This is a genomic window from Bradyrhizobium sp. 87 (assembly GCF_023073015.1).
Classification (GTDB): Bacteria; Pseudomonadota; Alphaproteobacteria; order Rhizobiales; family Xanthobacteraceae; genus Bradyrhizobium; species Bradyrhizobium canariense_D.
In genome coordinates, this window is the sequence record NZ_JADPIQ010000056.1 from 122,109 (window position 1) to 135,420 (window position 13,312).

Here is a 13,312-nt window from a genome sequence, read left to right on the forward strand (position 1 = left end):
TTCTATAACCATCAATCGGCAGCGTGCAAATCGCAGCGGATCTACAAAACCTCCGCCTCGAGTGTCTCGCCGCTGCATTGCTCGTCCGACACCACCCTGATGGTCACGTCCATGGCGTCGAACGCGCCGGCAGGGCCGATATAGACGCCGTGCAGCGGGATTGCCTGGCGCGGATCGCGGGCGACCGCGACGCGGATGAGGTCGCGGGTGCCGACGATGCCGTTGGTCGGATCGAACTCGATCCAGCCCGCGCTGGGCAGGTAGACCTGGACCCAGGCATGCGTCGAACCGCCGCCGACATGGCGCTGCTCGATATCCTCCGGCAGGAAGATGTAGCCGGAGACGAATCGTGCGGCGATTCCGAGATGACGCAGCGCCTCGATCATGAACAGAGCGTAGTCGCGGCAGGTTCCGCTACCGGACTGCAAGGTGTCGAGCGGATGCTGCGTGCCCAGCTCGTGGCGCTTGCGGTACTTGAACCGCTCGCGGATACCGTGGGTCATGCCGCTCAGGATCTTGAAGGTCGGCGTCGGCGCGTCCTCGTCGAGAAAGCCGCGCGCCCATTCCGCGATCTCGCCATCGGGATCGGTATATTGCGGCGTGATGTAGTGGACGAGGTCGGGAAACTCCTCATCGTCATACGCGAAAGGATAGAAATAGGCCGAGTCGTCCGGCGTCAGCGCGAACTCCTCGACCGGATTGTGCTCGACGGTGACGTGCCAGTCGAAGATCAGCGCGTCCGCGCGCTCGTCGAAATTCGCGATCGCGACGGAATTGCCGAACACGTCGTGGATCCAGTGCAGCGACATCGGCTCGGGCGATATCTCGAGCCTGGAGTCGAGCACGCGCAGATCATGCCCGTCGCGCGGCCGCAGCATGATCCTGTGTTCGCCGAACGCCACGGGGCGGGTGTAGCGATATTCGGTCTTGTGATGAATCGTCAGCAACGGCATCGTCAGGCAATCATGGTGATGTCGGGCGGACCAATCTATAGCAATCCCGCCCGATTCTTCGGGGTGACTGCTGTTTCATTAGGCAATCAGGATGGCTTTAGACACAATCGGGGCGACCAATCAACTCCTCAGCGAGGGTGACGTCCCCCCGGTGCACGAGGTGAATGCGCAAGGGACATCGCCTTTTTTGCTCACCTCGGACCACTACGGAAGGGTCCTGCCGGCTGCGCTTGGCGATCTTGGCGTCGCCGAGAACGAGCTGACGCGGCATATCGCCTGGGACATCGGCATTGGGGGCGTCGCCGACCGGCTGGCAGAGATGCTGGGCGCACATCTGATCGCCCAGCGCTATTCGCGGCTGGTGATCGACTGCAACCGCCCGCCCGCCGCCGTGAGCTCGATTCCCCTGATTTCCGAAGCAACCGCGATCCCGCGCAACGAGGGAATTTCGGAGCAGGAGCGCAAAGCGCGCCGCCGCGAGATTTTCGAGCCCTATCACCGGCATATCCATGCCGCGATCGACCGCCGCGTGCACGACAAGCGGCCGACGGTGCTGGTGTCGCTGCACAGCTTCACGCCCGTTTACGCCGGCGTCGCGCGTCCCTGGCACATCGGCGCGCTCTACAATCGCGACACCGTGCTGCCGCAGCTGCTGCTCAGGCATCTCCGCAGCGAGAGCGATCTCGTCGTGGGCGACAACGAGCCCTATGCGGTGAACGACCTCACCGACTACACCATCCCCGTGCACGGCGAAGCTCGCGGCCTCGTCAATACCGGCATTGAGATCCGCCAGGATCTGATCGCCGACCAGTCTGGCCAGCAACAATGGGCCGAGCGGCTGGCGCGGATTTTTGCAGAGATCGAGGTTGAACTGCGGGCGGAAAGGCTGGTCGATTAGCCCGACGGCGGTTATTTCGCCCTGGTCAGCGCCAGCCAGATGCCGCCGCCGATCATGAAGCCGCCGGAGATGCGCGACATCATGCGGGTGCGGCGAGCCGAGAAGAACTTCCGGGCCCGCCCCGCGGCGATGGCGTAGAGCGCGTCCGTCATCACCGCAGTGACCATGAAGGTGGCTCCCAGCAGCGCGACCTGCGGGAAGTGGTCGCGGTTCATGTCCATGAACTGCGGGATGAAGGCGCCGAAGAACACCAGCACCTTCGGGTTCGACAGCAGCACCAGGAAACCTTGCAGGAAGAATCCGCCGCGCGGCGGCGCCGGCGGCTCATCCACATTGACGCCCTCGACCGGCGCCCAGATCAGCTTGATGCCGAGCCAGACCAGATAGGCGGCGCCGGCAAAGCGCACCCAGTCGAACCAATACCCCATGGTCGCCATCAGCGAGGTCAGTCCGACCGCGACGATGCCGATGACGATGGCGAGGCCGGCCTGCGCACCGGCCACATTGGTCAGCGCCGCGCGCGTGCCGTGGCGCAGCCCGTTGGCGATAACGAGGGTGACGATCGGCCCCGGCAACAGCGCGAGCGCGATGCAGGCGGCAAGGAAGGCGAGATAGGCTTGCAGAGACATCATGGGGAGGACTCGCTGGGAGCGGTTTGCGGCATTAATGCATGGCGAGGGCGGGAACGGAAGTCACGACCTTGCGCTTGACATGCAATCATTTGGTTGCCTATTATCGCCGCCATGGATGAGGTCTTCAAAGCGCTCGCCGATGCGTCACGACGGTCGCTGCTCGACAGACTTCACGCCAGGAACGGCCAGACGCTGAACGAACTCTGTGAAGGCCTCGCGATGACGCGCCAGGCCGTGACCAAGCACCTTGCCATTCTGGAAGAGGCCAATCTGGTCACGACCATCAGGCACGGCCGCGAGAAGCTGCACTATCTCAATCCGGTTCCGATCCATCAGATCGGCGAACGCTGGATCAAGAAATTCGAGCGCGGCAAGCTCGCCGCACTCGGCGAGTTGAAACGCCAGTTGGAGAAGCGTGATGAGTAAGCCGCAATTCGTCTATGTCACCTACATCGAGACAACGCCAACGAGGCTGTGGGAGGCGCTGACATCGAGCGAGTTCACCAAGCAATACTGGTTCGGCGCCGAGGTCAGGTCCGACTGGAAAATCGGCTCCCCTTTCGCGCTGCTGCTGGACGGCGAGACCACCGATTCCGGCGAGATCCTCGAAGCCGATCCGCCGCGGCGGCTGTCTTACAGCTTCAAGCACCAAAAATACGAGGAGCTGCGCGGTGAGCCGATCTCGCGGGTGGTCTTTACCATCGAACCGTTCGGCTCGCTCGTGCGTTTGACGGTGCTGCATGACGGCTTCGTCGAAGGCGGCAAATATTTCGGCGCCGTTTCCAACGGGTGGCCGGCGATCCTGTCCGGGCTCAAGAGCCTGCTGGAAAGCGGCAAGGTGCTGGCCATTCCGCACGCAGCCCTCAACAAGGGATTCGATGCAAGATGAACCTCGATCGGTTCAAGCCGCTCACCGTCTACACGATTTACATCGCCGCGACGCCGGACCAGGTGTGGGAGGCGCTGACCTCCGCCGAGTTCAGCCGCCAATATTTCTCCGGCTTTGCGGTCGAGATGGAGCCAAGACTCGGCGGCAAATTCGTCGTGCGCGCGCCTGATGGCTCGGAACACATTTCGGGCGATGTGTTCGAATACGATCCGCCGAACAAGCTGACGGTGACGTGGAACGTCAACTGGCCCGACCTCGTCGCAAAGCTCGGCGCGATGCTTGTCACTTACGAGATTGAACAAGCCGGCGAGGCCGTCCGCCTCACCGTGAGCGAACGCCACGACCGCCCGCTCAGCGACGACATCCTTTCCGGCGGCCGCACCGGCTGGCCCGCAATCCTGTCGGGGCTGAAGAGCCTGCTGGAAACGGGCAAGGCGCCGCAGATCAAGATGGCGCCGCCGGCGCAGATGCTGGAAGCGTTGAAGGCGATGGGTATCAAGACGCCGTAGCGGGCGAACTCCGTGTCGTCATCGCTTCTTCTTCACCGGAGGCGGATTGATTTCGTCGATCTTGCGACTGCAATCCGCTTCCGAGTCGTGCGGGCCCGAGACAAAGGTCCCACTGACCTTGATCGCGTACCAGCCCGACTCGACGCCGAGCCGGAGCGCTTCTTCTGTCTTGACGTGCCGTGGCGAGAGAGCTTGCATCGGTTGAGTTTGCATCGGGTGCTTTCGGTTGGCGTTCGATCTCATGATCGATCGCGGTGAAACCTTCAGGTGTCCGCGGCACGCGCCTGCCGCGTCCAACTCACCGCTGGAGTGGGCAATATGCGCGACGACCGCTGTTACGACGTCGCTACGAGTCGGCTCCGCCGCTGCGAGGGAATGAGGCGCTTCACGTCGCGCGAATAGTCGTGGCGCTGCATAGGCGCAGAAACGACAGATCTTTCGACATTCCCGCACCGTGCGCGCAATCGCCGCAATTAGCTATCATTTTCTCGCCCGTGCCGCACTTTTGAGGCGCCAATTGCCGCCCGCGACCGAATAAGCCGTCAAAGCCTTGTGATCGGCCGCTTCGTAGCCATGTTACGAGCTTAGCCAAGGGAAAATCGTATGAAGCTCCGCGTCGGGTTTGAGATGCTGTACGAATTCCCGCAGCCCACGCCTATGATCATGGTGCTGGGCACGCACTTCACCCGCGCCTCCGATGTCATCGTGCCCGACCTGCTGACCACCAGACCCTCGGTGCCGATCACTCCCTATCGCGACCTCTTCGGCAATTGGTGCAGCCGCATCGTGGCGCCGGCTGGCGCCTTTCGCCTTGCCGGCGACGGCGTCGTGAGCGACAGCGGCCTGCCCGATCCAGTGTTCCCGAACGCGGCTCAGCACGCCGTCGAGGCGCTGCCGACCGACACGCTCGTCTATCTGCTCGGCAGTCGCTACTGCGAGACCGATCGCCTGTCGGATATCGCATGGAAGTTGTTCGAGCACACGCCGCCCGGCTGGGCGCGGGTCCAGGCCATCTGCGATTTCGTTCATCGTCACATCGCCTTCGGCTATGAGCACGCGCGCGCGACCAAGACGGCGCGGGAAGCCTACGACGAAGGCAAGGGCGTGTGCCGCGACTATGCTCATCTTGCCATCGCGTTCTGCCGCTGCATGAACATCCCGACGCGTTACTGCACCGGTTATCTCAGCGACATCGGCACGCCGAAGCCCTGGGCCGTGGGAGATTTCGCCGGCTGGTTTGAGGCTTATCTCGGCGGAAGCTGGCACATGTTCGATCCGCGCAACAACACGCCGCGGATCGGTCGCGTGTTGATCGCACAAGGACGCGATGCCGCGGACGTCCCGATCACCCAAACCTTCGGTCCGAATACCCTTGTCAATTTCAAGGTATGGACCGACGAGGTTGCCTGATGACAGACAGCAGCGTTGCACTCAGCGCCGATGAATTTGCGTCCTTGGCCGAGATCGGCAAGGGCAAGGCGCAAGGCGAAATCCCGCAAGCGCACGGCGAGCGCCTGACCAACCTCGGTTATGCAATCAGGCGCCTCGGCGAACTCGAACTGACCTCATCCGGCGAACGCCGGCTGGCAACCGGCGAATAGCTCGCTGCCGTTGCGTCCGGCTTCCCGCTACGCCACCGGCACCACGATCCGCCGATAAAGATGCCAGGTCGCGTGCCCGAGCACGGGCAGCGTCACCACCAGCCCCAGAAAATACGGCAGCGCCGAGACGATCAGGACCATCACGATCACCGCGGCCCAGCCAATCATCGGCAGCGGGCTGGCCACGACCGCGCGCACGCTTGTCACCATCGCCGTGACGAAATCGACCTCGCGGTCGAGCAGCAGCGGAAACGACACGACCGTCAGCGAAAACAGGATCAGCGACAGCACCGCGCCGACCGCGTTGCCGATGCCGAGGAACAGCAGGCCCTCGTTCGTGGTCAGCACCACCGTCATGAACTCCTGCAGGCTCGAGAACGAGGCATGCAGGCCAAGCAGCAGCGCGATCAGAAGCCGCACCTGATACATCCAGACCACGAACACGAACAGCGTGACGAAGGCCATCCAGCCGATCTCGCTGCGCGCGCGCACAGCCGACCAGATCGCGCCGAGCGAGACGGGCTCGCCGCGCTCGCGACGGCGGCTGACTTCATAGAGCCCGATCGCCACGAATGGCCCGAGCAGCGCGAAGCCGGCGGCCAGCGGATAGACCAGATAGACCATGCCGAACGCAGTGAAGCACAGCATGATGGCGATGCCGCCGGCGGCGTAGAGCGTACCGAAGCAGAGGCCGTAAAGCGGCAGCGCCTGGAAATCCCGCAGGCCTTCGACCAGCGCCTCGGCGATGTCGGTCGCCGCGACGGGACGCACCACCGGGTCGACCTTGCCCGAAATGGACATCAGCTTCCTCCTCGTTCGCCGGCGCGATCTCCGTCGCACGCGGATTGACTCGATCTTAGCGTCCCCGCGGCAGGTGCGCACGCGCGAGTTGTTGGCTGGACGACAGTATCCCGAAGCCGCCGGCGCAGACCCGGGAAAACCACCGCGCCGACGGCGCGCGTCCTTCGGGAAGCTCATCCGTCCTGCCCGCGGCTCGAAATCTTTCCCCGTCGGGGACTTTTTCGACCCGATGCCTATGGACTGAGCGGCGGGTGGTGCCGCAAATTGAGTCTTTGAACGAGCGCGATGACTCGAATGGACCGTCCGACCGATGAGCTTGCGTACCCGACTACTGATACTCGTCATCGCGGCCATGCTGGTGCCGGCGAGCCTCGTCGGGCTGCGTTTCGTGCAGAACCGGAGCAGTGAAGTCAACGCCGCCCTGGCCAATCTGTCGGCCTCGGCCGACGACATTGCGAGCGATCTGGGTGGGAAGATTCAGGGCACCGCTCAGCTTCACTATGGTCTGGCCCGCGCGCGCGACCTCGACACGCGCGACAAGGCGGCGTGCTCGGCGTTTCTGTCGGACGTGCGCGAGGAATACCCTCAGTTCACGGGAATCCTGACCATCGATCCGGACGGCAGCCTGTTCTGCGACTCGCTGCGGACCAACCGCACCCTCGATCTGAGGGATCGCGCCTATTTCAAGCAGGCCCTGGTCTCGCGCAACGTCGTGGTTGAGCCGGTATTCGGCCGGCTGACCGGAATATCGGTGCTCCAGATCGCATATCCGGTGCGATCGGAGGCGGGCGCGCTGAAGCTGGTGCTGCTTGCCTCGTTCAACCTGCGCAAATTCGCCGAGTATCACCACAAGCGGCTGCTCGCCGAGAAGGATATTCTGCTCATCGACGGCAAGGGCACCGTTCTCGTCGCTCCCTTGGGAGCCGGCTGGACCGCGCCCGTGGGCGCGTCGATCGCGGGATCCGACCTGCTCGGCTTCGCGACGGCTCCCGATCAAAAGGCATTTCAGGAAGTGACCGATCGCGACGGCCGCACGCAGGTCTGGGCCGTCGCCCACTCACCTTCGATCCGTGATGCCGGCCTCTACATCCTGGTCGGACGGTCCAAGGACGGATTGGTCGCGGCGGCGAATCGCCGGCTCTATGAGGATATGGCGATCCTCGCGGTGGCCTTGCTGCTGCTGCTGGCCGGCGTATGGATCCTCGCGACCGTGAGCGTCGGGCGCCAGGTCGGGCGGCTCGCCAACATGGCGAAGAGACTCGGGCTCGGCGATCTCAACGCGCGAATTCCTCCTCCCCATCCGCGCGGCGAGCTGGGCGGATTGATGACCCTGCTCAACGACACTGCCGAATCGCTTGAGCAGCAACGGGCGGCCATCGCGGACCTCAACCAGAAGCTCAGCCAATCCCAGAAGATGGAGGCCATGGGTCAGCTCACCGGCGGTGTGGCGCATGACTTCAACAATCTCCTCACCGTCATTCTCGGCAATTCGGAGCACCTTGCCGACAGGCTGGCGGGGAACAAGGAGTTGCACCGGATCGCCGGCGACATCGCGACAGCTGCCGAACGCGGCTCCGACCTGACGCGGAGCCTGCTCGCCTTCGCGCGCAAGCAGCCCCTGAGGCCGCGAGACATCGACATCGGCGAAAAGATTAAGGAGGTGGAGCACTTGTTGCGCCGCCCCTTGGGCGAGCACATCGAATGCACCTTCGCGCTCGCACCGGACCTGTGGTTGATCAGCGTCGATCCCGGCCAGCTCACGACTGCGCTGCTCAATCTCGTGCTCAACGCGCGCGATGTCATGCAGTTGGGCGGCAGGCTGACCATCGAGGCGCGCAACGTCTCGCTCGGTGAATCCGACTTGGACATCAATGGCGAACCGCGACCAGGCGACTATGTCATGGTGGCCGTGATCGACACCGGCAGCGGCATGACCGCCGAGGTGGCGAGCCGGGCGTTCGAGCCGTTCTTCACCACCAAGGAGGTCGGCAAGGGGACCGGGCTCGGCCTGAGCATGGTCTACGGTTTTGTGCGGCAGTCCGGCGGGCTGGTGCAGATGCAGTCCGCACCGAGACAAGGCAGCACCGTCAGGCTGTTCTTTCCCCGCCTGGCAACACCGCCAAACGAGGACGCCTCACCCGCCGAAGGGATCGTCACGCGCGAAGGAAGCGAGACCATTCTCGTCGTCGAAGACAACGACATGGTTCGGACTTATGTCGAAAGCGAGCTGAAGACGCTCGGCTATCGCGTCATCACGGCCGCGAGCGGCCCGGCGGCGCTCGACTTGTTGCGCCAGTCCGGGGATATCGACCTGCTGTTCACCGACGTCGTGATGCCCGGCGGCATGTTCGGGCCGGAGCTTGCCCGGCAAGCAATCCAGCTGCGACCCGGGCTCAAGGTGCTCTTCACCTCCGGCTACAGCCAAAATCCGGTCTCGGCGCCCGACGCAATCGGCGATGCCCGCATCCTGACCAAGCCGTTCCGGCGGCGAGACCTCGCCGCCATGCTGCGATCTGCGCTGTCGACGCCGTCGCGGTAGTCAGGAGCGCGACGCGAGGAGAAGCGCCGCACCCAGATTGGCCACGAACAAGGCCGCGTCGATGACGAAGATCCTGAGCATCGGGCCTTTCAACACGGGCCAATAAGCGACCCCGACGCGTCCTCCGCGCAGCAGGACCGGAAGGTTGTAGGCGAACTGGCTGAAATGGCAGGCGGCAAAGAACAGGAACAGCACCAGCTGCGCTTCGACCGGCTGGAAGAAGACCGGACGGGCTGCCAGAAGGTAGAGCGACAGAAGGCCGATCGGCAGATTGATGCCGCCAAGGAATGCCACGCTGGCCGACAATGTCGGCGCGATCGGATTGGTGCGCTCTTCCCGCGGCAGGAGAATCTTCAGTGTATTGGCTTGCGCAATGCTGAACTGGATGAAGGCGCCGCCGAACCAGAGCGCGTTGAGGAGCAGCACGATATCCGAAAGACGCATGGCGGAGCCCTCCCACGGCTCGTTGGCCAGGAAAGTGGCAAAGCCCGCTCCTCATGTCAACCATGTTGACTTCAGGAATCGTCAGTTGGTGTCGGCGATCGCCTCCATCACGCCCATCCACGCAGCCGCACCTGTCGCTCCGACGCGATCGAACGCCTCGCGCAGCACCTTGCGCTCGTGGTCCGATGCGCGCTGCTCGATGCGCTGCCCCGCGGCCGTCAGGCGCAGCAGCTTCGAGCGATGCTGCTCGGGCGAGCGTTTTGAGGTCAGGAGCTTGCGCTCAAGCAACAAATTGAGCGGCCGGTTCAGGGCCTGCTTGGAAATGCCGAGGATCTCGATCAGCGAGCCGATCGCGATATCGGGCCGGCGCGCCACCACGTAGAGGATGCGATGGTGCGGGCGCGACAGTCCTTGCTTGGCGAGATATGCGTCGGCTTCGAGTGTCATGCCGCGCCAGCCGTAATACATGAGCTCCAGCGCCGCATCGAGTTCGCTCAGCTTCGCAAGTGAAGCGCGGTGAAGCCCCGCGGCTTGAGACGTCTTTGCCATTGCAGGAAGCTAACCCCTCGTCCGCAGCTCGCGCCGCAGCACCTTTCCGGTGGCGGTCATTGGAAGTGTCTCCGCGAACTCCACGAACCGTGGGTATTCGTGGGCGGCGAGTTGCACCTTGACGAACTCCTGGATCTCGCGCGCGAGTGCGTCGCTGGCGGCAAAGCCCGGGCGCAGCACGATCCAGGCCTTGATCGATTCAGTGCGGATCGGATCGGGAATGCCGACCACCGCCGCCATCGCCACCGCCGGGTGCTTCATCAGCGTGTGCTCGATTTCGGACGGGCCGACACGATAGCCGGCGGTGGTGATGACGTCGTCCTCGCGGCTGACGTACCAGAAGTAACCGTCCTCGTCCTGCACCCCGAGATCGCCGGTGAGCAGGAACTCGCCGGCATATTTCTTCGACGTTGCCTCCGGATTGCGCCAGTATTCGAGCATCGTGCAAGGACAGGGTTGGCGCACCCCGATGATGCCGCGCTGGCCACGTGGCTGCTCCTCGCCTCTGTCATTGACGATGCGGACGTCGAAACCCGGCGTCGCCTTGCCCATCGAACCGGGGCGGATCGGAAACAGATTCGCGTTGCTGCCGATCACGAGATTGCATTCGGTCTGGCCAAACACCTCGTGCGCGTCGACGCCGAAGGTCTCGCGCACCCAGCCGAGCAGCTCGCCGCCGAGGGACTCGCCGCCGGTAAAGATGCTGCGCAGCTTGATGCCGGAATGCGTCACGCCGGCCTGCCGCATCAGCTTCAGCGCGGTCGGCGGCAGGAACACATTACGCACGCCGAGATCGGCCATCATCTGCATCGCCGCTTGCGGCTCGAACTTTCGCGCGCGGTGACCGACCAGGGGAATGCCGTGGTACCAGAACGCGAACAGGCCGTTGATGAGGCCGCCGATCCAGGCCCAGTCCGCCGGCGTCCACATCAGATCGCCGGGGCGCGGCAGGAAGTTGTGGCACATCTCGACATTGGGGAGATGTCCGAGCACGACGCGGTGGGCGTGCAGCGCGCCCTTCGGATTGCCCGTCGTGCCCGAGGTGTAGATGATCAGCGCGGGATCGTCAGCAGACGTGTCCACCAGCCTGAAGTCGGGCGATGCAGCCTTGACCGAATTCCAGAACGATGTCGTACCCGCCGGCGTTCGTTCGCCAACGATGTAGACCTTCTTCAGCTCCGGCAGACGGTCGCGAATCTTCGAAAGCTTCTCCCAGCCACCCTCGTCGGTGACGATCGCCCTCGCTTGCGAGTTCGACAGGCGGAATTCCAGCGCGTCTTCGCCGAACAATGCGAACAGCGGAATGGAGATCATCGCCGAACGGAACGCGGCCATGTGCGCGATCGGCAGCTCCAGCGACTGCGACAGGAACACCGCGACGCGGTCGCCGCGGACAAGGCCATCCGCCCTCAGCACATTGGCGAAGCGGCGCGACATCTCCGCGACATCGTCGAAGGATGTGCGCGTGATGGCGCCGTTCTCATCGAGATAGACCAGCGCCAGCCGGCCGGTGCCGTCGGCGTGGCGATCGCAGCAGGCCTCCGCCAGGTTGAAGCGCGCCGGGATCTCCCAGCGGAAATTGCCGTAGAGTTCGTCATAGGTGCTGGCTTCGGTGAGCATGGTCGTTTCCCGGCAGCGTCGTCTGACCGGACTTGTCCCGGCCATCCACGTTCTTGTTTGACCTGAGTTTAAGGGCGCGGATGCCCGGGACAAGTCCGGGCCTGACGGAGAATGCGTCTCAGCGCACCGTCCGGAAGAACTTTCTGACCTCGCCGACATACAGCTCCGGCTGCTCGAATGCGGCGAAATGGCCGCCCTTCTCCATCTCGCTCCAATGCGTGATGTTGCGGAAGTTCGGCTCCATCCAGCGCCGCACCGGCGTGATGATCTCCCTGGGAAAGACAGCCACGCCCGTCGGCACCTTGACGACCGGCGTGGTCCGGCGCTTGCCAAAGCTTTCCCAATAGAGCCGCGCCGACGAGGTCGCGGTCTCCGTCGCCCAGTAGAGCATGACGTTGTCGAGCAGCTCGTCCTTGGTGAAGATGTTCTCGGGATGACCGTTGCAATCGGTCCAGGCCCAGAATTTTTCCAGAATCCAGGCCGCCTGCCCGCTCGCCGAATCCGTCAAGCCGTAGCCGAGTGTCTGCGGCCGCGTCGATTGCTGCTTCGAATAGCCGGAGTCGAGGTCGACGTAATGCTGGAGGCCGGCGAGCGCGCGCTTCTCTTCCGGCGTCGGTTCGCCCTCGACTTTCGGCGCGGCGTTGAAGGCGAGCGTGATGTGGATGCCGGCGCAATGCTCGGCGTCCTGCATGCCAAGCGAGGTCGTCACTGCCGAGCCCCAGTCGCCGCCCTGCGCGCCGTACCTGATATAGCCGAGCCGGTCCATCAGCTGGGCCCAGGTCGCGGCGATACGATCGACGCCCCAGCCGGTGGTCTTGGGTTTGCCGGAAAAGCCAAAGCCCGGCAGCGACGGGCAGACAACGTGGAAGGCATCGGCAGGATTGCCGCCATGCGCGACAGGATCGACCAAGGGCGCGATCACCTTCTGGAATTCGACGATCGAGCCGGGCCAGCCATGGGTGATGATCAGCGGCAGTGCCGACGGCTCCTTCGAGCGCGCATGCAGGAAGTGGATGTCGAGCCCGTCGATCTCGGTGGTGAACTGCTCGAAGCAGTTGAGTTTCGCTTCGCGCGCGCGCCAGTCGTAGCCATCAGCCCAATAGGTGCAGATTTCCTGGATCCATGCCAGCGGCGCGCCCTGGCTCCAATCATCGACCAGCTCCGCCTCCGGCCAGCGCGTGCGGGCGAGGCGCGACTTGAGGTCGGTGAGGACGTCGTCGCTGATGGCGATGCGGAACGGCTTGATGGCGGTCATGGGAGAGGCCCTGCTCATCGGAGGTTCTCGTCATGGCCGGGCTCGTCCCGGCCATCCACGTTCTTTCTCTCCATTTTGAAGAACGTGGATGCCCGGCACAAGGCCGGGCGTGACCAGGATGATAGTCTGTCAGCTCCTGGCAAACCTTCGGCGCGGCCGCCTAGCCCGTCAGAGCAGCCTTCACCAAACCAGAGGCCTTGCCGAAATCCATCTGGCCGGCGTACTTGGTCTTCAACACGGCGATCACCTTGCCCATGTCCTTCATGCCGGCGGCGCCGGTCTCGGCGATCGCGTCCGAGATCACCTTCTTGACGTCGTCATCCGACATCTGCTTCGGCAAGTACGCGGAGATCACCGCGATCTCGTCGCGCTCCTGCGCGGCGAGTTCGGCACGGCCGCCCTTCTCGTAGAGCTCAACCGATTCCTGGCGCTGCTTGATCATCTTCTGAAACACGCCGAGCAAGTCCGCGTCCGAGAGCGGCGGCTTGCCGTTGCCGCGCGCCTCGATGTCGGCGTTCTTGATGGTCGAGTTGACCATGCGCAGCGTGGACAGCTTGCGCTCTTCCTTGGCCTTCATGGCCTCCTTGACCGCATTGTTGATGTCGTCGCGCAGCATGATCGT

General features: G+C 63.8%; 16 protein-coding genes. 7 read left to right on the top strand and 9 right to left on the bottom strand.

The window, feature by feature from the left end:
• Nucleotides 1-41: 41 nt before the first annotated feature.
• Complete coding sequence (locus IVB50_RS14570) at nt 42-953, bottom strand: transglutaminase family protein (RefSeq protein WP_018453611.1); 912 nt, start codon at nt 951-953, stop codon at nt 42-44.
• 91 nt (nt 954-1,044) lie between these two features.
• Between IVB50_RS14570 and IVB50_RS14575 the strand changes: the two genes are divergently transcribed.
• Complete coding sequence (locus tag IVB50_RS14575; RefSeq protein WP_247296173.1) at nt 1,045-1,851, top strand: N-formylglutamate amidohydrolase; 807 nt, start codon at nt 1,045-1,047, stop codon at nt 1,849-1,851.
• An 11-nt stretch (nt 1,852-1,862) separates the two neighbouring features.
• Here IVB50_RS14575 and IVB50_RS14580 read toward each other — a convergent pair whose 3' ends face one another.
• On the bottom strand, nt 1,863-2,483 hold the full coding sequence (locus IVB50_RS14580) for a LysE family translocator (RefSeq protein ID WP_085384410.1): 621 nt from the start codon (nt 2,481-2,483) through the stop codon (nt 1,863-1,865).
• A 111-nt stretch (nt 2,484-2,594) separates the two neighbouring features.
• Between IVB50_RS14580 and IVB50_RS14585 the strand changes: the two genes are divergently transcribed.
• The 3 genes from IVB50_RS14585 to IVB50_RS14595 are packed head-to-tail and all read left to right on the top strand — an operon-like array spanning nt 2,595 to nt 3,881.
• Nucleotides 2,595-2,909 (top strand): metalloregulator ArsR/SmtB family transcription factor, encoded by a 315-nt coding sequence (locus IVB50_RS14585; RefSeq protein WP_007614659.1) that lies wholly within the window; start codon nt 2,595-2,597, stop codon nt 2,907-2,909.
• Nucleotides 2,902-3,372 carry an SRPBCC family protein gene (locus tag IVB50_RS14590; protein WP_204512327.1) on the top strand — a complete coding sequence of 157 codons (471 nt, stop codon included), beginning with the start codon at nt 2,902-2,904 and terminating at the stop codon, nt 3,370-3,372. The genes IVB50_RS14585 and IVB50_RS14590 overlap by 8 nt, the downstream gene beginning before the upstream one ends.
• The gene (locus tag IVB50_RS14595; protein ID WP_247296174.1) at nt 3,369-3,881 is read left to right on the top strand and encodes an SRPBCC family protein; all 513 of its coding nucleotides are present in this window, start codon (nt 3,369-3,371) and stop codon (nt 3,879-3,881) included. Before IVB50_RS14590 ends, IVB50_RS14595 begins: the two co-directional genes overlap by 4 nt.
• 18 nt (nt 3,882-3,899) lie before the next feature.
• On the opposite strand, the gene IVB50_RS14600 is transcribed toward IVB50_RS14595, so the two are convergent.
• A complete protein-coding gene (locus IVB50_RS14600) occupies nt 3,900-4,124 on the bottom strand; it encodes a hypothetical protein (protein ID WP_007614662.1) in 225 nt (74 codons plus the stop codon).
• 360 nt (nt 4,125-4,484) lie between these two features.
• Here IVB50_RS14600 and IVB50_RS14605 point away from each other — a divergent pair, with 360 nt between their 5' ends.
• Nucleotides 4,485-5,291, top strand: a complete 807-nt coding sequence (locus IVB50_RS14605; RefSeq protein ID WP_247296175.1) for a transglutaminase family protein — start codon at nt 4,485-4,487, stop codon at nt 5,289-5,291.
• On the top strand, nt 5,291-5,482 hold the full coding sequence (locus IVB50_RS14610) for a hypothetical protein (RefSeq protein ID WP_018453604.1): 192 nt from the start codon (nt 5,291-5,293) through the stop codon (nt 5,480-5,482). Before IVB50_RS14605 ends, IVB50_RS14610 begins: the two co-directional genes overlap by 1 nt.
• A gap of 27 nt (nt 5,483-5,509) precedes the next feature.
• On the opposite strand, the gene IVB50_RS14615 is transcribed toward IVB50_RS14610, so the two are convergent.
• Nucleotides 5,510-6,283 carry a DUF2189 domain-containing protein gene (locus IVB50_RS14615; RefSeq protein WP_018453603.1) on the bottom strand — a complete coding sequence of 258 codons (774 nt, stop codon included), beginning with the start codon at nt 6,281-6,283 and terminating at the stop codon, nt 5,510-5,512.
• Nucleotides 6,284-6,593: 310 nt separating this feature from the next.
• Here IVB50_RS14615 and IVB50_RS14620 point away from each other — a divergent pair, with 310 nt between their 5' ends.
• Entirely contained in the window at nt 6,594-8,822 is a 2,229-nt protein-coding gene (locus IVB50_RS14620; RefSeq protein WP_247296177.1) for an ATP-binding protein, read from the top strand.
• On the opposite strand, the gene IVB50_RS14625 is transcribed toward IVB50_RS14620, so the two are convergent.
• The 5 genes from IVB50_RS14625 to IVB50_RS14645 all read right to left on the bottom strand — a co-directional run bounded on the left by IVB50_RS14625 (nt 8,823) and on the right by IVB50_RS14645 (nt 13,306).
• Nucleotides 8,823-9,266, bottom strand: a complete 444-nt coding sequence (locus IVB50_RS14625) for a hypothetical protein (protein WP_018453601.1) — start codon at nt 9,264-9,266, stop codon at nt 8,823-8,825.
• Nucleotides 9,267-9,347: 81 nt separating this feature from the next.
• On the bottom strand, nt 9,348-9,815 hold the full coding sequence (locus IVB50_RS14630; protein WP_018453600.1) for a MarR family transcriptional regulator: 468 nt from the start codon (nt 9,813-9,815) through the stop codon (nt 9,348-9,350).
• 9 nt (nt 9,816-9,824) lie between these two features.
• Nucleotides 9,825-11,435, bottom strand: coding sequence for an acyl-CoA synthetase (locus IVB50_RS14635; protein ID WP_204512330.1), 1,611 nt, complete (start codon nt 11,433-11,435; stop codon nt 9,825-9,827).
• A gap of 118 nt (nt 11,436-11,553) precedes the next feature.
• Nucleotides 11,554-12,690 carry an epoxide hydrolase family protein gene (locus tag IVB50_RS14640; RefSeq protein WP_247296249.1) on the bottom strand — a complete coding sequence of 379 codons (1,137 nt, stop codon included), beginning with the start codon at nt 12,688-12,690 and terminating at the stop codon, nt 11,554-11,556.
• Nucleotides 12,691-12,850: 160 nt separating this feature from the next.
• Nucleotides 12,851-13,306 (bottom strand): GatB/YqeY domain-containing protein, encoded by a 456-nt coding sequence (locus IVB50_RS14645; protein WP_018453597.1) that lies wholly within the window; start codon nt 13,304-13,306, stop codon nt 12,851-12,853.
• Nucleotides 13,307-13,312 lie beyond the last annotated feature (6 nt).